Consider the following 21,244-nt stretch of genomic DNA (forward strand, 5'->3'; position numbering starts at 1 on the left):
ATACAACTTATTTAGCTGCAATAATCTTAGTTATTGCTACTTTATTATTTGGTATATATTCGCTTTTTAATAATACTTATGTATTTTTATTAGTACCTATGGCATTAGTAGATATATTAGTTTATTTCTTAATTAAATTTTCCAGCTCAAAATTCTATATTTTTGATAACTTTATAATAATCAAAAACTTTTACGTAGAATTTAATGAGATAAAAAATATATTATTAAAGCCTGAAAAAAATGATAACTTATATGAACTTTCAATTTCTACAAAGGATTTTTTACACACTATAAATATAAAAACAGAAGATCCTAAAGGATTAATAAAAGAATTTAAAACTATATTGCCAAAGAATATAAAAATAAAAGAAGTGCCAGCTAAATAATGCTGCACTTCTTTTTGATATATTTTACAGTTCCCTTGTTTCTAACTCTATTTGTAAGATTCTATTATAAATCTCTTCACATCTAAATTGAGCATATATTACTCTTCCTATATAGTTTGAGAATTCTTCTTTAGATAATCTACCATATTCAAGAGTAGCTTCTCTCATTGCTAAGTCTAAACCATCCTTAAATTTCTTCCCACAATTATTGAATCCTTCAATATCGTCTTCAAAAATATATCCGATTTCACTTAAGCTATATTCTACAGGCTCTTTTATTCCATTTTCAAAAATAACTATGTCATTAGAGTCATTAACAAACACATCACACAATGGGTTTTCTCCTAAGACACAAGCCTCTTCTCTAAACTCCTTAATTAATTTGACTACCTCATCAGCTAACATTCTTAATTTTTCAGCTCTTTCCATTTCCCCCATCACCTTTCATAGTGTTTCTTTCGAGATTATTATACAACATATTTTTATTTTTTTATGTCGAAATTTATCATTAATATACTGGTAATTTAAGGTGCGAAATATATTATATATCCAATAATCATAGTTATTTAGAACTTTTTTAATTTTTTTTTATTTTTATATAATAAGTATAATATTTTTTCACAAAGATTTATTTTTCCAAAATAAAACTGCGAAAATTTAATTACGCAGTTAAATAATTTTATTATGCCAATGATATACTTTTCCTACTTGCCCTCACTACAAAAGATATAATAAAATTAATCATAAAATAGGTAAGTGCCATAAAAGCAAACATTACGAAAACCTCAGTAGATGTTCTGAATCTTCCCATTAAAATCATACCTTTACCTGTAAAATCTTCAATACCTACAACCCATAAAAATGCAGTATCTTTTATTATAGTTGTTACTTGTGAAAGCAAAGCTGGTATCATATTTCTAAAAGCTTGTGGCAAAATTATATATATCAATATTTGAAGCTTAGAAAACCCTTGGGATAAAGCGGCCTCCATCTGCCCTGTTTTAACTGATCTTAATCCCCCCCTTACAATCTCAGCTACGATTGCTGTTGTAAACAAGCTTAAAGAAAGTATTCCTGAATAAATTGGTTTTATAGGTACTAAAAACCTTATTGCTAAAATCCATAATAATAAAGGTGTATTTCTAAAAACTTCTATATATACATTAGCCAGTTTACTTATAATTCCTTTATCATAATTTTTTAATACTGCTAAGATAGTTCCTAATATCAAACTAATTATTATTGTCGTTATAGCTATTAATAAAGTAAGCTTTATACCATCAAGAAGAAATAAGAGATTAGTTTTATTAAATATTTCACCTATCATAAAGCAACCTCCTTAATTTCTTCAATATCATTATATCCATTAGGATGAATAATTACCTTAGAAGATTTTTTATTAGCCTTCTTGTGATTACCACCTTCTAAACTCTTTGCAAATTTAGCTAACGGAAAACATAGTGAAAAATATAGTAGTCCTGTTATTACATAAGCAGGCCCATAATAAAGATTACCTGATGACCAAGAATCAGCTCTATACATTAAATCTCCTCCAGCTATCATAGCTAAAATTGATGTATTCTTTATCAAGTTTACACTTTGATTTGCTAACGGTGGAATTATAACCTTTAAAGCTTGAGGTAAGATTATATACCTCATAGTTTGAGTATAACTAAAACCTTGTGAAATACTAGCTTCAAACTGACCTTTTGAAATTGAATTAATGCCTGAAGTAACTACCTCTGCAATGTATGCACCATGATATATTCCTACACCTAAAACACCTATTGTAAATACAGGTAATACGATTCCTATATAAGGTAATCCATTATATAAAAAGAATATTTGTATAACTAATGGAGTATTTTGAATAAGCTCAACATAAATTCTATTTATACATCTAAGAATTTTGCTTTTAGATGTATTCATGACTCCAAAAATTATTCCTAAAACAAGTGATAACAATAAAGCTAATACTCCTACACCAACTGTTGTTAATAATCCCTCAAAAAATATATTAAAATCTCTGAAAGCAGCTTGCCATTTATATAAATCGAAAGGTCCAGACACTATCTAATCTCCCATTTTTCAATAAGTTTATCTAGTTCCCCAGATTCTTTCATTTCATTTACTACTTCATTAACTACTTTAGCAAGACTTTCATTAGATTTCTTTGAAGCTATTCCATATTCTTGAGGGTTGTATCTATCGTCTAAAATAACAGTACTATCATCTAAATAACCAGTTAAAATTGCTGAATCAACTGAGAAACAATCTACTCTACCTGAATCCAATGCCGCTTTTATCTCAGGATATGTGGCATACTCAGAAAATTTTAAAGTTATACCTAAACTTTCAGCTTCTTTTAATAAAGAATCCTTTGTAGTTGAACTTTGCGATACTCCAATAGTTTTACCATCTAAATCTTTAAGAGTATTATATCCGTCATCTTTTTTTACTAATAATGCTACTCCATCAGTAAAATAGGCATCTGAGAAATTATAACTTTCCTTTCTTTCTTCTGTTATAGTGAATGTTGCAATAACTAAATCTACTTCTCCATTATCTAAAAGTGGTCCTCTTGTTTTAGCTGCAACTGCTTGAGTTTCTATTTTACTCTCATCCCCTAGTATTTTCTTTGCTATAGCTCTTGCAATATCAATTTCTAAACCATCTACTTCATTTGTAGCTGGATCTTTATATCCAAACTTAGGTACATCTACCTTCGTACCTATTCTTAAAACTCCTCTATCTTTAATCTTTTGAATTTCATCAGTACTGCTAGAATCTCCCCCTGAACTACAACCTGACATTAGTAAAACTGATGACATCAATACTGTTAATATACTTTTCTTAAATTTCATTTTAAATAGCCCCCTTTTTATTTACCTTATTATTTTACTTATAAAACTTCTTGTTCTCTCATGGCTTGGACGCACAAAGAAATGCTCTGGATTACCTTCTTCTATTATTTCCCCATCATCCATAAAGATAACTCTATCAGCAACTTCTTTTGCAAATCCCATTTCGTGAGTTACAACTATCATAGTGATATTCTCATTAGATAGGTTAATCATTACATCTAAAACCTCTTGAACCATTTCTGGATCTAACGCTGATGTTGGTTCATCAAAAAGAATTATTCTAGGATGCATATTAAGCGCTCTTGCTATAGCTACTCTCTGTTGTTGTCCACCAGATAATTGTGATGGATAAGAATTAGCTTTATCACTTAATCCTACCTTTTCTAAATATTCCAAAGCTGTTTTCTCGGCGTCAACTTTAGATACCTTTTGAACCTTTATAGGTGCAATAGTTAAATTATCTAACACTGTCATGTGTGGATAAAGATTAAATTGCTGGAATACCATAGCTGTATCTTGTCTTACTTTTGGTATTAGAGATTTATTTTTTGTCACTTCAATACCATCTACTACTATCTCACCAGAAGTTGGTTCCTCAATCATATTAATACACCTTATAAGAGTACTTTTCCCTGATCCACTAGGTCCTATTATTACTAATTTTTCACCTTCCTTCACATTAAGATTAATATCTTTTAAAACATGTAATTTGCCAAAATACTTATTTACATTTTTTAAATTTATCATTTTTTCACCTCCCTAAAATTAACAAAAGCATCAAGCCCCAAAATGACGCTTTATAATTATTGAAATTCATTTATTATTTATTTTTCTATAATTATACTACTGTGGTTTTAAATGTCAATCATTTTTTATTCAAATAAACCCTTCATTTTTCCTTACTTTTGCAATACTTCTTGCATTCTTAAGAATCAATTTAATATTTTATATAAAATCATATTATTTACACAAATGAATTTTTGTGAATAAAAATTGCATTTTTCAATTATTTTTCTCATAAAAATAAGCTCTTGTTACAGAGCTTCACTTTTACTTTTAATATTATTTAATAATATTTCTTTTCTATAGCACCTTAGGGATAGATCTCCAAAAATAATATTAAAAACTTTAGATTTTAATTTAATGTTCAAATAACTAGTTTTATTATTAAATTTTGAAAATATCTCTATCAATTTATGAGATTTATCTGCACTTAGTTTTATATTACCAATTATTGCTGAAACAGCTGGCTCTTCAAAATATTTTATCAAATTTTCCACTTTTGTATTTTCTAATGAGATATTATCTTGGCAAGCTAATATTAAATCTCCAGTGCTTCTAGTAATACCCCAAGACTCTGCACTTTTTCTTCCTTCACTACCTGCTAATCGTTTAATTATAATATCAGGATAGCTTCTAATATATCCTAAATCAATTTCACCTTTTATCCCACTATCTTTAAATAGCTCAACTTGTCTACGTATTCTTTTTGCCATATTATATACATTTAAATTTTTACTATTACTATTTATAATTAATATCTCCTTTAAAGGATATGATTGATTTAATAAGTTTTTTATTGCATTAATAAAAGATTCTAAATCCTCTCCTTCCACAATCATAATTACAGACACTGTATAGTTAGACGAATCACATTCCTTACTTTTATAGTTTAAAGAAATAATCTTTTTAATAATTATACATAAAGCTACAGCTATAATATAAATACTTAACGCAAAATAAGCCTTAGATCTATATTCATAACAAATGTATATAAGACCTAAAGCTATTATTAAAAATATTAATACTATTCTACTTTTAAAAAGGTTAAAAATGCTCATCTTCTTATCCCCCACGTTTTTACAAAAAGTTCTAATCTTTTTACTATATGATTATAGCTTGAAAAAATTTAATGATTTTAAGAAAATATTTATTTTTTATTCATTTTCCCCTCTAGATGTAGTAGTTTCTATATTAAATACCCTTTCTGGAATAACAAATATATAGGCAAGAATAAATAATAGAATATATATTATAAAAATTAATCCAGCTAACACTGAATATTGTATGCTACTATTAGATAGCTTTTTTATGCATTTTACAAGTTCCGCTTCAAAATCAACAATAGTTCTAATAATATATTTACGAATATGCATACCTCGTAATTTATTTGCTATATTAGGACTATACCTAAAATAAAACTCTAAAGACTCCCTCCCTATATTGCTTTTTATAAGAACATTATCTCTATACCATCTTAATAAATCCAATTTAGGGGCAAGTGATGTCCCATAAGCAGCTGTTGATATAAAACACCATCCATCTTTTTTAGGTTTATTAGAATACGATGGCTGTGTACTATTATTATTTGATATTGTCTCTCTATTCTCTATTAATTCTATCTGTTTAAAGGAAGCTATACTTATAGTATCTTTGACTTCTGAAATTGACATCAAATCATCATACTCTACTCTTGAAAATATTACTGATCTCCCAATATCTAACTTACCTAATAATCTTTTGTCTACAGCATTCTTATAAAATGTAAATTCCTTCCCACTATTATCTATGATCCTACCTATACCTAAATCATTATTATATTCTTTAATTACACCATTTTTATTAACAATCTCTCTACCTTTACCTAAATCTATACTCTTTAATATTTCCTCAATATAATCATAATCTACTAACCTAGTTTTAGGATTATGATCACATAAACCTGATATTAACCTATGTAGCGCTTTTCCACTACTTTGATTTTTAATTATACTTTCAGTTACCCCATTGGGATAAAAAAATGATCCATTTTTCAAGGTATTCTCTTCAAATTTATCTGATTCTATTATGATTTGATGTAAAATAACACCTAAAGAAAATGCACCTACCTCTTCTGATGTAGCAAATTCTCCCCAGTTATCACTTATATCATTTAGTTCCGGAGCTGAATAACCTAGTAATGTTCGTCCAAAATTAATATGATTTGAATCAAGATGTCCATTTCTTAACTTACATATTCTCCCCAATCCTACAAACCTAGGCACATAATCTTTTAATAATAAAATATGTTCTGGACTTAATGCTAAATAGGCATAATTCTTTTCTTTTAGTAATCTTAAAAAATTTAATATTGAAAGTCCTAATCTAGCTACTTTAGATGAATCTATCTTATTAGTGGAAATACCATTATAGTTTCTATATCTAAAACTATGTCTATTAACTTCATTTGTTAGAGTTGAAGCTTGTTCAAAATCTAATATAAGTACTGGTTCACTTTCTCTTAACGCCTCATCCATATTTCTATCATAATTATTGTTAACATAAAACCAATCCAAAGGTTCAGGAAGTAATGGCGATGATAGTGAGTTTAATATATTTACTTGTTCTATCAATACACTTCTTCTTTTTCTTATACTTGTTTCATCTTTCAAATCATTTGCTCTATATTCAATAGTTTTAACTATAACTGGCTTTCCTATATTATCATCATATCCTAAAGAAAGGTTTGTTCTTTCATCTCTTCTATTACTTATAGAGTAAAACCATCTCCAATTACCAGCACATATTTCTTCCATTTTACTTGGAGATAGTACTACCCATCTATTCTTCAAATTACAATTTGTAGAATGAATATTAAGTTCTCCTTTGCTTCCAAATCTGTATCTCATTTTTCCCTCCTTTAAAACAACATGAACATTATCCCTTTATAGACATAAATGCATTGTAAATATCATTCTTAACTTCCATCATATCGTTATACCTTTCACTAGGATTATACTCAGTACACCTTTTAACTATTTTATATGTATACTCTGTACATCTAAATTCTTTAAGATTATTCACTGGAATTTTTTCATACTCATCTTTAAGTGTTAAAGATAAATTTTCACCAGTTAACATATGATACATAGAAGCTCCTAAGGAATATATATCTACTCTTCTATCAAGTTTAGCAAGCTTTGATGGATTATTCATCTCTGGAGCTTTATACCCCCATGTTCCTACACCAGGTGACCCACATCCCTCTATATTACTTTTGGAATTACCATTCGCATCTTCTATAACCATAGTCATTGCTCCAAAATCTAGCAGTGTAAGAAATAAATTATCTGTAATAATTATATTTTCTGGTTTTAAATCTTGATAAATATAGTACCTATTATAATTTTCTATATCTTTCTTATGAAATCCACCTAATATAGTAGCTAGTTGGAGGGAGTATTGTAATACATCCCTCTCCCAGCTTTTATAATGCTTATAATTTCTTGAAATCATGATATTTTTTATACCACATTTCAGATAATCACTAAGATTTATTCCATTTATCATTTGCATAATTATATATGGCTCATTGTATGCAATATAATCCGAGCAAACAAACAAATTCCCATCTGTAGATAAATGAGGTCCATAAATACTTGGACAAAAATCTTCAACTATATCATTTACATTCGGTATTCTACCTTCTCCTAAAGTTTTAAAATCTATTAAACAATCATACTCAAACCTTGTTACTTGTCTTATCTTTTCAATTCTTTCAACTCTACTTCTATCTTTTTCATATGAAAATAATCCATTTTCCTTGTCATATCTTCTAGCCTTAACTAATACAGTTCTATCCCCAAGCCTTGTATCTTTAGCCTTTAAAATAACTCCAAAACCTCCTGAAACAGATAAGACATCATAAACTTCATATCTATTACCTATTTTAATAGGAGCTACAACCTCTTCACTATTTTCATTTACAAATACTTGCGTGTTAGGTATTCTAGAGCCTTTTGAGGTCCACATGATTATTCCTCCACTTCATTAAAGAAAGCTTCTAAAATAAATTTTCCGCTTAAAACTATAAAATCTCCATCTTCAATAATCACTGATTCATTGAATGGTACTACCCTTGGCTCATCATCATATCTTTTAATATGAACTGAACACTTTTTAGATAGATTTCTTAGATAATAATTATCATCTTCCTTATATACAAGCAAATGCTTTCTACTAGTAGCATTTTCCTTATCAACTTCCTGCAAATCTATATCCGGAGTAAATTCAGAACTATTTCTACCTATTATTGTTTCATCATATTTTAATTCGTACACTTTTAAAATTTCATTGTCTTTATAAAGAATTAAATTATTTCCTTTTATATTTTCATAAGGATCTACATCATCAGAATCAACATTTTCTTCTTCATTAAATTCATCTATAATAGCATTCTCAGCATCTCCACTAACTTCTTCATTATCTAAACTATTTTCATCTGATTCTGTATCTTCAGAAGCTATTATAACTTCCTTTTCAATGTTATGATCTACTAGAGTAATATCGACAAAACAATTTTTTTCTTCAAAATTATCTTCGCTTTCTGCTAATCCATCATAAGAATCTTCTTCATAAACTTCATCTTCTTCACATATAACATCATCAGTTTTACAATCAACATTTTCTTCTAATTCATCATTATCTTCTATATCATAATCTTCTACAAATACCTCTTCTAAAGGAGCACCACAAAGTTTACATACTGTAAGTTCTTCAAATCCTTCTCCTTCTGAATACTCTTTTTCACATTGAGGTCTTGGACATATTTTCTTTCTCATATTACCCTCCTATCCATTTCTCCTACGTCTTAAAGTTGCAGTTGTAGGAAAATCTATTTTAATAGTTGTTGTAGCCGAATTTACTGGCCTTGTACTAGTTTTTCCAGCATTATTTATAGCTTGAATTGATATTGTACCATTTTCCCTAAACTCATCTATTAAGGCTCTATATTGCTTAACAGCTAATAAATTCCCAAGTTCTTCATATCTATTTATTATCCATTCATATCTTCTTATAGCTGTATTAAAGTCATTTCTTTCTCTTGCAATATTTGCTTCATCTTCAAGCTTCTTAATTTCAGCTTCATAATAGCCTCTTTCTACTTCACCATCTTTTTCCACTAAGCTTGTATTGTCTCCAACATCTACTGTTACATTTCTAACTAAGAAAAAGTTTCTATTTCCATAAAGCTTAGGTATATAGTATTCAAGCTTAGCATTCATTATCCCTAAAGAAGCATCCCCACCACTTTTTCCAGGTATAGTCATTAGAAAATAGAATTTATATTCTTGATTTCTTTCTATATTAACTAAATTAACAGTAGCTTTTCTTTCTCTATCAAGCAGAACCTTCCCTAAGTAAGCAACTTCTGGAGTTCCTTTATAATGTTCAGTTACTCTAACATACTTAGGAAAAGTTAATTCTAATTTAGCATTGGTAATGATAACTTCTGTTGAGTTTTCAAATAGTTCTGTAAACATATCTCTTGCTTCTTCTGGTTCATTTATAAGCTCTGTCCTACCATTTGAAGGTTTAGCTAGTTTTTCTAAAAATGAAAAGTTTACATCATTTCCACCAAAACCTAAACAATCTATAGAAATACCAGTTTCAGCAATTAATTTAGCCTGTCTTATACCAGCTTCTTCAGTATCTCCATAAGGAACACCATCAGTCATGAATATCATCTTCTTTATCTTTCCGTTATTATTGTTATTTAAAATTAATCTACCTAACTTTAAAGCTTCAGATATATTTGTATTACCACTGTAGTCTTTACATTTTTCTAGAGCTTCTGTTATTCTTTCTTTATCTGAACCAGCAAGGTTTTGTAATATTATATGTGGAGTATCGTCATAAGCTATTACAGTAACATTATCTGTTGGGCGTAATAGGTCGACAACCTTCTTCACCGCTTCTAATGCTATATCAAGCTTTGTGGTACCTCCTGTAACTATATTATATTTAACCCCATCTATTATTTGCTTTCTGCCTGTTGGAGAAGTCTCTCCCCCAACTATTTTAAACATAGATCCACTAACATCTATAAGAAGACATAGGTCTACACCATTATTAATCTGTTTTTCACCTTCTAGCCTTTCTTTTACTTCATCACTTGCGTAAACAGATAAACAAGCCTTTACTATATGCTCTTTACCATCTTGTAGTATATAAGGATCACTTACCTTAGTTTCTAATACTAATTCTCCAGCCATTTTACTCCTCCTTAAACTAATTAATATTTGCTTCAATTAATATACTTGTAATGTTATCTCCACCACCATTTGCGTTTGCCACCTTAATCAAGTTAGACGGAATGTCTAATATGCTTTTATCTTTTTCTTTAGAAACTATGTGCTCTTTTAACTCTTTATCAATGTTCCATAAGTTTGTTCCATACCCTAATGGACTTATATAATCTGTTACACCATCTGAACATATCAGAACTATATCTTTATCTTCTAATGTTATTTCTTTGATATTTAAGTCCTCTTCATTAATAACTTTAGCTTCATCATTTATGTCATTGCCTCCAATACAATTGGTTAAAGCTTTGAACCCATCAATATTGTTACATTCTCCCCAGCTATAGCCTTCTCTTAGAAGCTCTGTTCCATAATTCTCTTCATAATTTAAGAGGTTAAATCCCTTTTTCTTATTAAACAAATATATTTTACTGTCACCTAATGATGTAATATACATTTTATTCTTTATGATAATTGCGGCTACAAAGGTAGCCCCCATAACTGTTCCCCACAATTCTTTATCACTATTCTTAATAATTGAATTGTTTATCTTATTATTACTATTATTTATAATACTAATAAAAAATGACTTTACATCGCTTAAAGTTTGTAAATTTTCATATTTTTCTTCCCAAATTTCTATAGAAATATCTTTTACTATGTTAGCTGCCTCATAGCCTGAACCATAATTTGTTGTAGATATTCCATCTGCTAACATAGCAAATAATTTTTGGTTTGTAGTATCTTCTAAAACTATATAACTGTCCTCATTAGCTCTTTCTCTAACACTTTCATTCATATCTTTAACTTTATTTCTTTTATAATCACCAACATCAGATAAACTAGAATAATTAAAACTTATATCTTTAAATGTGTATTTTTTTTCTTTACATATCTCTTTAAAAATACTTAATGCATCTTCTACTTTTTTATATCTTTCTTCTGAAAATAATGTTGTTGTTTTATAAATCCATTCATGAAGTTCTACTGGTATTTCATCATTAAAAGCAGATATAAAATATGCTAAGTATATCTCATGGGCTCTATTTTCAATTACTTTACCTTTTAAAGATAAATCTAAAAGTAGTCTTCCAACTATATATACATCTGAAGAATAATTAATATCATTACTATGATTGTATAAAATTTCTGTAGAAGAAATTCTACCTCCTTTGTAGAATTTCATATCTAACCCCTTCGTTATATATGGTCTTATTTGCTTCAAATGCAATGTCTCTATATCTTCATTTATTATCCATAATTGTTCTAAATCTAAAGATCCTAAAATCTTCTTTTTTCTATTTATTGATTTTATAATTTCTCCTACTCTATTTATTACAATCTCTATAGTTTTAAAGTTAATCTCCTTTTCTTTAATATATTCTGATAAAGTAATTTCCTTAGAATAATTAAAGTAAGCCTTACTAGAGTCAATATATAAAGGAACTTCAATATACTTGTTATCGCAATTAATTATGTCTTCATCTTTCAATGTAGTCTGTATAGATAGTTTATTGTCTATACTTATCTTCCATTTCCCTATATCCCTTTTAATTTTCTTACCACATTTACTGCAGAATTCATTATTAATGCTAAACTCATTACAGTAAGTACATAAAACTGACATACTATCCTCCTTTCAAAATATTTAACTCCATGGTTAAAAATTTATATTTAATTATACGTAAACATAATTCTTATATTACTAATTCACAAATTATTTAAGGAAATTTTAAGTATATTTAAAATAGCTCAATATAAAAACGAGTGAGTCCATTAAACTTATAAAATTTAATAGTCTCACTCGTTTATTTATTTTTCATTACTCATTATGTTATGGTATTTTATAGCTTTATATCTTATCATTTGAGCCTATTCCTACAAGTTTGCGAGAATAACTAGTTATTCTTCTTAATATTAAATAAGGCACATTTAAACATTTTTCTAATCTTTCATCACTAACTTTTTTCACAATAACATTAATTATCTCAACCAATACTATTGATGCAACTACATCTAATACAAAATGTTGTTTAATAAAAATAGTGGAAAGTATTATTAAAACCCCTACAATTTTAGTATAAAAATAGATATACTTATTGTTATCCTTCTTTGTATATCTCATAACAAAGTAAGTTCCCAATACATGTAAAGACGGAAAACAATTAAATGGTCTATCACTTATATAAATAATATTAATAATACTATTGAAAAAACTATTATCTACTAAGGTAGGCCTAACAATTTCTGTAGGAAATATAAAATATATAATATAGCTTATCCACATACCTAAAAATAGACCTAACATACTTCTCATATATTCTTTTCTATTAGTAATAGATATTACAAAGTATCCAATAATCATATATATATACCAGTAAACATATGGAATAACAAAAATAGGTATTAATGGTATCAGTGTATCCAAAGCTATAGTTAAATCAAATCCCTTTTTATAAATATGATTTGCTAAGATGTATACCAAATTAAACAACGGGAATAAAATAAACCATACTAAATCTAGCTTGTACTCATATTTTTTAACTTCATATATTATTCTTTTCAGCATTTTCCAACTCCCCCAGAAACACTTCATTTTTTAATTATTATATTTTTTAATTTACGTATATTCCATTATAGTATATTACTTAACACTTTTCTATGTTCTAAATAATTTCTTAAATTAATCCAAAAAAATAGTGAGATATAAAATGAAAAAAACAATTTTATATCCCACTATTTTATATTAATATTACTCTACTATATATTCTTCTAATATCCTTCTTGGTAGACTAGTAAACTTTCTAATTGCCTCACCTTCACCTGAAACTGTTCTTTCTATTCCACCAATACCAATAACATGAACATGAGTCCTATCTTGTAATTCTTCTATGCAAAGTGTCAATGTAAGTCTATTACTAGCTCTAAAATATCTCTTTCCATATACCATAACAACTGCTTTATTCTTACACTCTGAATGAATTTCATGAAAATCAATTTTTTCAGTTATTGTTCCTTTTATAATTTCTGAATCTAACCTACTAATGGTTTCATCTAGAGTTAATTTTACATCAAAACTGTATATTCCCATATTTCTCCCCCTTTTATTCCCTACACCATATATCGCTTAATATTATACCATATTTTTACATATAACATAGCTATAATTATTTATTTTTTTGATTTTATTTACTTGTAAATTTTTTGCACTAAATCTCTTCTTCCTGCAAAAGTGTACTAATTATTTTCTTTTATAAACCCTTTTCTATAGGCAATTAGCAATAATTTCAACTCTCTTATCTGCTTCTTTAAAACATTACCAATATCAGTATCTCCTACACGTCTTCTTTCAACTTTTCTATCTACAATCATGTTAGTTGACAATATATCAGTTTCTTCCAAAATAGCTTTTTCTATTGAAGCAAAAGGTTGGTGTGATGCTAGTACCATTCCATAAGAATTATATATTAACGTATATCCTGCTATCCCTGTTTTACCTCTATAAGCTTTTGAAAAACCACCATCAATAACTAAGATTTTTCCATTTGCTTTTATTGGACTTTCACCTGATTTTCTATTAACAGGAACATGTCCATTTATTATTCTCGATTCATCTTTATCTAAGCCAAATTCTTCAAATATTAAATCACAAACTTCTTCATCATCTCTTAATTTAAAATATGGATTTTTAAACTCTTTGTGTAAACTTTTATCTTCTATAAAATATCTTTCAAAAGTTGTCATATCTTCTTTTCCAAATAAAGAAGATACCGGTCCGCACCATAGATACCACATAATATCCATTCCATAAAGCTTTTCTTCAAGACAAACTTTATTAAAATAACCTTTTCTAGCTAAAACCTCGAATTTTTCTAGTAGTGCTCTTCCTTTATATAACTTACCTTCAATCTCCATCTCTTTAAAAGTCTTGTCAGAGTTTAATGGAATGCAGCCATGAAATAAAAGATTAGAATTATACTTTAAATATAGGCTACCTTTACTAAATAGAAAAGTTACATGCTTTTGCAATTTTTCACTGTTTATAAAAGACGATACTAATTTATCTATAAGAATGTATTCTTCATCAGTAATCTTAAATGGGTCATCTTTATTTACAGTTGGAAAGTTTTTATCTTTTAGCTCATATACCTTCCCCTCTATATTTATTGTTCCTTCTTTATAGTTAATTTTATCTAAAAGCATTCGTTTGTCCATCTTAAATTCTTTTCGTCTTCTTATTATCTCAGCCTCTAGCTTAAACTGAATTATCGTTATAGCTTTATGCATCTTTGCAATTAAATCTTCTTCATTATTTACATAACATTCTTCCTCTTTTAAATTAGGAATAAAATTTATACAAGGATCTTCCTTATAATATCTAAGCGCAAATGTTGCTAATGGTAATAAATTTATTCCATACATGTCCTCGATAACATCAACATTAGAATACTTTAATGATATTCTTAATACATTAGCTATACATGCCTTACATCCTGCCGCTGCTGCCATCCATAACATATCATGATTTCCCCATTGAATATCTACAGAATGGTAATCTATAAGAGTATCCATTATAATATCTGGCCTAGGTCCTCTGTCAAAAATATCACCAACTATATGCAACCTATCTATTACTAATCTTTGAATAAGCTTTGAAAGAGCTATAATAAATTCATCAGCCCTTCCTATATCTATAATTGTAGTTATTATTCTCTTATAATACTCTTGCTTATCTTCCCTATCTTGTTGTTCATGCAATAATTCTTCAATGATATATGCAAACTCTTTCGGTAAGGCTTTTCTAACCTTAGAACGAGTATATTTAGAAGATACATATTTACACAACTCCATCAATCTATATAGCGTTATCTTATACCAATCCTCAATATCCTTTTCTTCCTTGGCGATAATCTCCAACTTCTGTTCTGGATAATATACAAGTGTTGCTAAGCTCTTCTTATCCTTCACACTTAAGGAGTTTCCAAAAATCTCTTCAATCTTAATCTTAACTACCCCTGATCCATTCTTTAAAACGTGAACAAAAGGCTCATACTCCCCGTGTAAATCTGTCAAGAAATGTTCTGTTCCTTTAGGTAAATTTAGTATAGCCTCTAGATTAATTATTTCAGTTGCAGCATCGCCTATACTTGGATATTGTTTAGCTAATAACTTTAAATAATCTAATTCATTTATTTTTTCTTCAAAAAGCTCCTCATTTAACTTTTCCACACCAATCCCCCTTATAAAAAAATAAACACTACCATAAGAAAACCTTCTTATAATGTAGTGCTTATAAATTCCATATATAATTATATTCTATTTATCATATATTTTTCCTCTATAATTTTTATAGCATTTTACTACAAATAACAATCAACATTTGCAAAATTCAACATAAGTATTTGCCAAGGCAATATTTATAAAGTCATTTGTAACATATGCATTATCACTAAATAATAAACCATAATCACCATAAAAGCGACTTAGCATCAGAATAATATAAAAATTAACAGGGCTTATCTCTATAACTCCAGTAAATACTGGAACTACTGCACTAGCATTAGAAACCATATAAGTTAAGGATGGTATAAATTCTGAGGTAATAGTATATTCATTGTCTAAAACACTTTTAATAAATTTATCTGCATTATCATCTTCATGTATCATAATATCTTCATATTCTTTTATCTTACCTTTTTGTACTTCATTAATAAATAATCCAATTATAAAAAAGTATAGCTCTATTTGCAAATTTCCAATGCCAGTTAAATTATACGTACTTGGATCTATTGGATTATACGCTTTTCCATTACTTGTTTTTGTATTGAAACTTAAAAATAAATATAATCTATTATTGTTTCTATATATAATCTTATCATCTTTAACAAAAGGGTTCGCACTTCCTAAAAATTTGGCACAAGGCGGTAGCTGAAAATTACTAAAGTCTTCACAAAAAGACTTTTTTCTCTTTTTTCTTTTTGTCATAAGTTCCCTCTATAGAATTGCTATATAACTATACTATGATTTTCTTGGCTCTACTAACACTGGAATCTCTTCACTCTCTAGATTACAATATCCTATATCATACTCTCCTAAGTTATAACTTCTATTTTCTATAGCATATCCAAAGCTAAGGTGAACTTCTACGCCATTAATCATATAGATGTTGGTACCTTTTTTCTCTCCTATTACATTGAAGACATTACATGCAGCATTCATATGTTCCTTACAAACAACTATACAAATACTTTCAGGACACATACACTTCTCTCTACATTTTATATACTCATCCATAATCGCCCAACGTATACAATTTCTATCTAATATGTTCTTTATTAATACTAACACTTCAAAAGCTCTATTTCTTCTCTTTTCAAAAACAAACTCTCTCATTGCTGGTTCAATATCTAAAATGCAGCTATTTATAAGTTCATCAACTCTTTTACAAAGAGTTGAAAAGTATCTTTTTTTAAACTCAATAAATATGCATTTAGTTAAGTATTCTTCATTTTTATCTTTATTGGAAGCTAAAAGCTTTTTATAAATCCTCTTTTCAGATCTTTCATATTTCTTCTTAATTATAGATACTTTCTTCCTACATATTAAATCTTTTAACTCCTTTACCTCTTTTAAATCTGATGACAATTTGAGTCCTCCTAAATTTAAATATCAATATAATAATATAAATATTCAAATAATAATGTGCTTGAAATAATAGTCTATAAAAAATAATAAATAAAATATCTTATTTATTAATATTAAAATACGTAACGATTTACATATTATCATCGTATTATATAGTACAAATCCATATTTAAATAAGGAGTTCAACAAATGTACAAATTTAAAAAACTAAATTCTGTAGATGGTTTTGACTATAGAAATTTAGATAATGCTAGACAAAATAACTATGCTTGGTCAATTAGTGAACTGAATGACTACATTTATGTCGGTACAGGTAGAAATATACCTTTAACAATTCTTCAATCAATTTATCCTGATATTAATATTCCTGAAATAATTAGACCAATTTCACAAGATAATTTAGCAGAAATTTGGAGATATAAAAAAGATGGTACTAAAAAGTGGCAATGCGTTTATAAAGCAGAACCTAACTCTGGAATTACTGGTATTAGATTTATGATTAAAGCTAAATCTGCTGATTCTACTCCATGTCTATACGCATCAACATATGGAGTTCAAGTTAAAGTTTTAAAATCTTATAATGGTATAGATTGGTTTGTAATGCCTTATAATGCACTTAAAGGAAACTCATCTAGATATATGATAACCATAAAAGGAAAGCTTTATCTTGCAGTTGTAGATGAAACTAACTTTAGTGAAAGACCACTTATTTATAGATCTAGAGATCCTGAATACTATCCTTGGCAAAATATAACTGATACTAGTAACCCTCATTTTAATCCTAATAAAAACCCTAAAGGCGGAGTTTCAAATATGGCTATTTTTAATAATAGACTATATGTATCTACAACCCATTCTTCTGGTGTACAAGTATGGAGAAGTAATAAAGAAGTTCCTGAAATGAATGACTGGACTCTTATCGTAGATAAGGGTTTTGGAGATGCCGAGAATCAATATTCATTAAGCATAGGTGTGTTTAATGATCACCTTTATGTAAGTGGAACAAAGCCTCCACCAATATCTTGGGCTTTGCCAGTTGGTTTTGATATTATTAGAATAGATAAATATGATAATTGGGATTTAGTTATTGGAGGAAAGCCTATAACTCCATCAATACCATCTAGAGGTCATCGTGGTCGTAGTATCAGTGGATATAAATCTGGATTTAATAATCCTTTTAATGTTTATGCTTGGCAAATTCAACAATACAATGACTCTTTATTAATATCAACATTTGATGATTCAAATAATATGCAAGTTATACTTGATACGCTATTAGCTAATAAATGCCATTTTGAAAATAAAATAGGTAAAAGAAATACTGCAATAATTATTAAAACCTATAAAAATATTATATCCTTATTAAATAAATATCATTATCCATTTGGTTTTGATTTATATAAATCAAATGATGGTAGATGTTTTAGATCTGTATTCAAAAATGGTCTAGGATATAGAACTAACTATGGTGGTCGTATACTATATGTAGGAAGCAATAATGAATTATTAATAGGCACTTCAAATCCTTTTAGAGGTTGCCAAGTTTGGAAAGGTTACGAAAAGCAAAACTCTCATTGCATACGTTATAAAAATTTTTATAATCTTTATCCATATGAATATCAAAAACTTCAAAGAGAAATTTCTAAAAACTTTGGAATACTAAAAAAATATATACCTGAAATAATCAAATTACTTCCAAATGAAACTTAGTATAATTAAGATAAAAACTTCTTTTTTACCTGTTTAATTATAAATAAAGAGACCACTTAAGTGGACTCTTTTTATAATATATAGTTTATAAGTTTTAAAATCCTAGTAAATCTTCATACTCCTTAAGCTTTTCGTCTCTAGTATTTTCCATAACTTCAACCTTTTCTGCAACTTTTACTTCTTCCTCTTGATTTAGATTGTTTAACTCATCTTTACACATAACCAATTCCCCCTACAAAATTACTGAATACGTTTACTAAAAATATAAAAAATATATATCGTCATAATTATAACATTATTTTCCAGTTGATGCTATACCAGATTCAATAAATTTTGTATAATATTTATCTTAATTATTTAAAAGCAGGAATAACCATATTTTAGTTAGTCCTGCTTTTAAATTCTAATATTAAAATACGTTACACTCTTGAATATAATTCTAAAGGCAATTTATCTGGATCCTCAAAGAAAGTAAATTTTCTACCTGTACATTCATCAATTCTTATTGGCTCCGTTCCTATTCCTTTTTGATTTAGCTCTTCTACAGTTTCTTCAATATTATCAACTTCAAAAGCTAAATGTCTTAAGCCCTGAGCTTCAGGATAGCTTGGTCTTTTTGGCGCATTAGGAAAAGAAAACAACTCAATCTGACTATCTCCTATTTCTAAATCTAGCTTGTATGAATCCCTTTCTTTTCTATATACTTCTCTTATAACTTTAAGTCCTAATTTCTCAACATAAAACTCTTTAGAGACTCTATAGTCTGAACATATTATTGCTACATGATGTATTTTATTTAATTTCATGACTCCCCCTAACTTTTAACTACAGTAAACTAATTTCTATTATCATTACTTTTAAAATATATAAGTATTATTACATTATAGTTTATTTATCTGCTTTTACTAAATCTTTTTCCCTTCTAAGAACTCTTTCTTCGTAGCCATCAATTTTTTTGTCTAATCTATCCAAAGTTTCTTGCATTTCTCTAATTCTATCTGCTAATTGATTACGTTGTTCTATTAATAGTTCTTTTCTAGCTTTTACTGTAGAATTGCCTTCTTGGAACATTTTTACGTATTCAATTAATACTTCAATTGAAAGACCTGCACCTCTCATACATTTTATGAACTGCACCCAATTGCAATCTTCTTCAGTAAAATATCTTACTCCACTATTATTTCTGCTTACAGGAGGAATCAATCCAATTCTTTCATAATAACGTAATGTATCTGCTGTTAAATTATATTTTCTACTTACCTCTGTAATAGTCATATACTTATCTCCCTTTTATCTTTAAGCTATATTTATATCTTTTCAAAAGTCATTGCTACATTTTTTAAGTATCCTACTATATTTAAATGTTGTGGACAACTTTTTTCACACTTCTTGCAATTAATACATTCTGACGCTTTTCCATATGTTTTAGTTAAATTTGCATAATATACACCTTGTGTTGAAAATCCTTGGCTTCCTGCTTGCTTTTCTGCATTATACAAAGCAAAATACTTTGGTATATCTATCTTTTTAGGACATCCATCTACACAATATTGACATGCAGTGCACGGAATTTCTATAGCATCATTTATTATATCTACAACATTATTAATAATACCATATTCCTCTTCATTAAAAGGCTTAAAGTTTTCCATATATCCTGTATTATCTAATAATTGTTCCATTGTTGACATTCCACTTAGAACCATCATAACATTTTCATGACTTGCTGCAAATCTAATGGCCCAAGACGGCACTGACATATCTCTATTATACTCTTTTAATAATTTCTCTGCTTTAGATGGCACACTTGCTAATGTTCCTCCCTTAATAGGCTCCATAACTATTACAGGTTTATTATGCTTTGTAGCAACTTCATAACATTTTCTAGATTGAATACTTTCATTATCCCAATCAATATAGTTAAGTTGAAGCTGAACAAAATCAACTTCTGGATGCTCTGTTAAAATCTCCTCCAATAAGTCTGCAGTATCATGAAAAGAAAATCCTATCTTTTTTATCTTGCCTTCAGCTTTCTTTTTCTTGATAAATGTAAAAGCATTAAATTTCTTTGCTATTTCATAATTAGTTACCCCAAGATTATGAAGTAAATAATAATCAAAGTACCCTACTCCAACTTTATCTAATTGCTCATTAAATATTCTCTCTAGATCTTCTTCTTTCTTTAAAAACATCGTTGGCATTTTTGTTGCAATTGTAAAAGCACTTCTTGGATAACGTTTTACAACAGCTTCTTTTATTACTGATTCACTTATAAAGTTATGATACATATATGCAGTATCAAAATAGGTAAATCCTCTTTCTAAAAATATATCTACCATATCATTTACTTGTTTATAATCTATACTAGACTGATCTTCCTTATTTGTAATTGGTAGTCTCATAAATCCAAAACCTAATTTCTTTTGCCCCATAGTTTTACCCTCCATTTATTCTCTCTTATTAATTTAATTTGTACTATTCTCCAATAATTTTCACCTAATCTCAATATACTACTTAGAGTTAACTCTAAGTCAATATTTTTTTATCAAATTCTGAAAATTAAAAGGTAGCAGCG

22 protein-coding genes are annotated in these 21,244 nt (G+C 28.0%); 2 read left to right on the forward strand and 20 right to left on the reverse strand.

Translation table 11 applies throughout. The features are described from left to right. On the forward strand, window positions 1-386 hold a 386-nt coding region (locus H8S20_RS06615; RefSeq protein WP_186859608.1), incomplete at its 5' end, for a hypothetical protein. 24 nt (window positions 387-410) lie between these two features. Here the strand turns inward: H8S20_RS06615 and H8S20_RS06620 are convergent. The 16 genes from H8S20_RS06620 to H8S20_RS06695 all read right to left on the reverse strand — a co-directional run bounded on the left by H8S20_RS06620 (window position 411) and on the right by H8S20_RS06695 (window position 16,959). Continuing rightward, a complete protein-coding gene (locus H8S20_RS06620) occupies window positions 411-815 on the reverse strand; it encodes a hypothetical protein (RefSeq protein ID WP_032118618.1) in 405 nt (134 codons plus the stop codon). Window positions 816-1,068: 253 nt separating this feature from the next. Beyond that, the gene (locus H8S20_RS06625; RefSeq protein WP_207725273.1) at window positions 1,069-1,713 is read right to left on the reverse strand and encodes an amino acid ABC transporter permease; all 645 of its coding nucleotides are present in this window, start codon (window positions 1,711-1,713) and stop codon (window positions 1,069-1,071) included. Continuing rightward, complete coding sequence (locus H8S20_RS06630) at window positions 1,710-2,456, reverse strand: amino acid ABC transporter permease (RefSeq protein ID WP_186859609.1); 747 nt, start codon at window positions 2,454-2,456, stop codon at window positions 1,710-1,712. The genes H8S20_RS06625 and H8S20_RS06630 overlap by 4 nt, the downstream gene beginning before the upstream one ends. Beyond that, on the reverse strand, window positions 2,456-3,250 hold the full coding sequence (locus H8S20_RS06635) for a transporter substrate-binding domain-containing protein (protein ID WP_186859610.1): 795 nt from the start codon (window positions 3,248-3,250) through the stop codon (window positions 2,456-2,458). The genes H8S20_RS06630 and H8S20_RS06635 overlap by 1 nt, the downstream gene beginning before the upstream one ends. Window positions 3,251-3,271: 21 nt before the next feature. Then, a complete protein-coding gene (locus tag H8S20_RS06640) occupies window positions 3,272-3,997 on the reverse strand; it encodes an amino acid ABC transporter ATP-binding protein (RefSeq protein ID WP_186859611.1) in 726 nt (241 codons plus the stop codon). A gap of 287 nt (window positions 3,998-4,284) precedes the next feature. Next, on the reverse strand, window positions 4,285-5,091 hold the full coding sequence (locus H8S20_RS06645; RefSeq protein WP_186859612.1) for a glycosyltransferase: 807 nt from the start codon (window positions 5,089-5,091) through the stop codon (window positions 4,285-4,287). 96 nt (window positions 5,092-5,187) lie between these two features. Continuing rightward, window positions 5,188-6,918: a protein kinase family protein gene (locus tag H8S20_RS06650; protein WP_186859613.1), complete on the reverse strand. Its 1,731-nt coding sequence runs from the start codon at window positions 6,916-6,918 to the stop codon at window positions 5,188-5,190. 28 nt (window positions 6,919-6,946) lie between these two features. Continuing rightward, the gene (locus tag H8S20_RS06655; RefSeq protein ID WP_186859614.1) at window positions 6,947-8,041 is read right to left on the reverse strand and encodes a protein kinase domain-containing protein; all 1,095 of its coding nucleotides are present in this window, start codon (window positions 8,039-8,041) and stop codon (window positions 6,947-6,949) included. 2 nt (window positions 8,042-8,043) lie between these two features. Next, complete coding sequence (locus tag H8S20_RS06660; RefSeq protein ID WP_186859615.1) at window positions 8,044-8,850, reverse strand: FHA domain-containing protein; 807 nt, start codon at window positions 8,848-8,850, stop codon at window positions 8,044-8,046. A gap of 9 nt (window positions 8,851-8,859) precedes the next feature. After that, window positions 8,860-10,284, reverse strand: a complete 1,425-nt coding sequence (locus tag H8S20_RS06665) for a vWA domain-containing protein (protein ID WP_186859616.1) — start codon at window positions 10,282-10,284, stop codon at window positions 8,860-8,862. A 16-nt stretch (window positions 10,285-10,300) separates the two neighbouring features. Beyond that, window positions 10,301-11,941 carry a PP2C family protein-serine/threonine phosphatase gene (locus H8S20_RS06670; RefSeq protein WP_032118446.1) on the reverse strand — a complete coding sequence of 547 codons (1,641 nt, stop codon included), beginning with the start codon at window positions 11,939-11,941 and terminating at the stop codon, window positions 10,301-10,303. A 225-nt stretch (window positions 11,942-12,166) separates the two neighbouring features. Continuing rightward, window positions 12,167-12,883: a phosphatase PAP2 family protein gene (locus H8S20_RS06675; RefSeq protein WP_186859617.1), complete on the reverse strand. Its 717-nt coding sequence runs from the start codon at window positions 12,881-12,883 to the stop codon at window positions 12,167-12,169. Between the two features lie 183 nt (window positions 12,884-13,066). After that, entirely contained in the window at window positions 13,067-13,405 is a 339-nt protein-coding gene (locus H8S20_RS06680; protein WP_186859618.1) for a DUF6054 family protein, read from the reverse strand. Between the two features lie 146 nt (window positions 13,406-13,551). Then, on the reverse strand, window positions 13,552-15,543 hold the full coding sequence (locus tag H8S20_RS06685; RefSeq protein WP_042281492.1) for a fructose-bisphosphatase class III: 1,992 nt from the start codon (window positions 15,541-15,543) through the stop codon (window positions 13,552-13,554). A gap of 144 nt (window positions 15,544-15,687) precedes the next feature. Beyond that, on the reverse strand, window positions 15,688-16,299 hold the full coding sequence (locus H8S20_RS06690; protein WP_186859619.1) for a hypothetical protein: 612 nt from the start codon (window positions 16,297-16,299) through the stop codon (window positions 15,688-15,690). 33 nt (window positions 16,300-16,332) lie between these two features. Then, a complete protein-coding gene (locus H8S20_RS06695; protein ID WP_186859620.1) occupies window positions 16,333-16,959 on the reverse strand; it encodes a hypothetical protein in 627 nt (208 codons plus the stop codon). 189 nt (window positions 16,960-17,148) lie between these two features. Between H8S20_RS06695 and H8S20_RS06700 the strand changes: the two genes are divergently transcribed. Next, window positions 17,149-18,669 carry a hypothetical protein gene (locus tag H8S20_RS06700; RefSeq protein ID WP_186859621.1) on the forward strand — a complete coding sequence of 507 codons (1,521 nt, stop codon included), beginning with the start codon at window positions 17,149-17,151 and terminating at the stop codon, window positions 18,667-18,669. A gap of 94 nt (window positions 18,670-18,763) precedes the next feature. Here the strand turns inward: H8S20_RS06700 and H8S20_RS20665 are convergent, their stop codons facing one another. The 4 genes from H8S20_RS20665 to H8S20_RS06715 all read right to left on the reverse strand — a co-directional run bounded on the left by H8S20_RS20665 (window position 18,764) and on the right by H8S20_RS06715 (window position 21,101). Then, entirely contained in the window at window positions 18,764-18,889 is a 126-nt protein-coding gene (locus H8S20_RS20665; RefSeq protein ID WP_279288165.1) for a hypothetical protein, read from the reverse strand. Window positions 18,890-19,088: 199 nt separating this feature from the next. After that, complete coding sequence (gloA2, locus tag H8S20_RS06705) at window positions 19,089-19,475, reverse strand: SMU1112c/YaeR family gloxylase I-like metalloprotein (RefSeq protein WP_186859622.1); 387 nt, start codon at window positions 19,473-19,475, stop codon at window positions 19,089-19,091. A gap of 82 nt (window positions 19,476-19,557) precedes the next feature. Next, complete coding sequence (locus tag H8S20_RS06710) at window positions 19,558-19,944, reverse strand: MerR family transcriptional regulator (protein ID WP_186859623.1); 387 nt, start codon at window positions 19,942-19,944, stop codon at window positions 19,558-19,560. A gap of 32 nt (window positions 19,945-19,976) precedes the next feature. Continuing rightward, a complete protein-coding gene (locus H8S20_RS06715) occupies window positions 19,977-21,101 on the reverse strand; it encodes an aldo/keto reductase (RefSeq protein WP_186859624.1) in 1,125 nt (374 codons plus the stop codon). Window positions 21,102-21,244: the final 143 nt, after the last annotated feature.

The sequence above is a fragment of the Clostridium hominis genome (genome assembly GCF_014287825.1).
Classification (GTDB): Bacteria; Bacillota; Clostridia; order Clostridiales; family Clostridiaceae; genus Clostridium; species Clostridium hominis.

Coding starts and splice junctions, on each gene's coding strand:
- H8S20_RS06655 (WP_186859614.1), bottom strand. CDS start 8,041: ATGTGGACCTCAAAAGGCTCTAGAATACCTAACACGCAAGTATTTGTA.
- H8S20_RS06715 (WP_186859624.1), bottom strand. CDS start 21,101: ATGGGGCAAAAGAAATTAGGTTTTGGATTTATGAGACTACCAATTACA.
- H8S20_RS06650 (WP_186859613.1), bottom strand. CDS start 6,918: ATGAGATACAGATTTGGAAGCAAAGGAGAACTTAATATTCATTCTACA.
- H8S20_RS06635 (WP_186859610.1), bottom strand. CDS start 3,250: ATGAAATTTAAGAAAAGTATATTAACAGTATTGATGTCATCAGTTTTA.
- H8S20_RS06700 (WP_186859621.1), top strand. CDS start 17,149: ATGTACAAATTTAAAAAACTAAATTCTGTAGATGGTTTTGACTATAGA.
- H8S20_RS06625 (WP_207725273.1), bottom strand. CDS start 1,713: ATGATAGGTGAAATATTTAATAAAACTAATCTCTTATTTCTTCTTGAT.
- H8S20_RS06710 (WP_186859623.1), bottom strand. CDS start 19,944: ATGACTATTACAGAGGTAAGTAGAAAATATAATTTAACAGCAGATACA.
- H8S20_RS06680 (WP_186859618.1), bottom strand. CDS start 13,405: ATGGGAATATACAGTTTTGATGTAAAATTAACTCTAGATGAAACCATT.
- H8S20_RS06645 (WP_186859612.1), bottom strand. CDS start 5,091: ATGAGCATTTTTAACCTTTTTAAAAGTAGAATAGTATTAATATTTTTA.
- H8S20_RS06660 (WP_186859615.1), bottom strand. CDS start 8,850: ATGAGAAAGAAAATATGTCCAAGACCTCAATGTGAAAAAGAGTATTCA.
- H8S20_RS06665 (WP_186859616.1), bottom strand. CDS start 10,284: ATGGCTGGAGAATTAGTATTAGAAACTAAGGTAAGTGATCCTTATATA.
- H8S20_RS20665 (WP_279288165.1), bottom strand. CDS start 18,889: ATGTGTAAAGATGAGTTAAACAATCTAAATCAAGAGGAAGAAGTAAAA.
- gloA2 (WP_186859622.1), bottom strand. CDS start 19,475: ATGAAATTAAATAAAATACATCATGTAGCAATAATATGTTCAGACTAT.
- H8S20_RS06640 (WP_186859611.1), bottom strand. CDS start 3,997: ATGATAAATTTAAAAAATGTAAATAAGTATTTTGGCAAATTACATGTT.
- H8S20_RS06690 (WP_186859619.1), bottom strand. CDS start 16,299: ATGACAAAAAGAAAAAAGAGAAAAAAGTCTTTTTGTGAAGACTTTAGT.
- H8S20_RS06675 (WP_186859617.1), bottom strand. CDS start 12,883: ATGCTGAAAAGAATAATATATGAAGTTAAAAAATATGAGTACAAGCTA.
- H8S20_RS06620 (WP_032118618.1), bottom strand. CDS start 815: ATGGAAAGAGCTGAAAAATTAAGAATGTTAGCTGATGAGGTAGTCAAA.
- H8S20_RS06670 (WP_032118446.1), bottom strand. CDS start 11,941: ATGTCAGTTTTATGTACTTACTGTAATGAGTTTAGCATTAATAATGAA.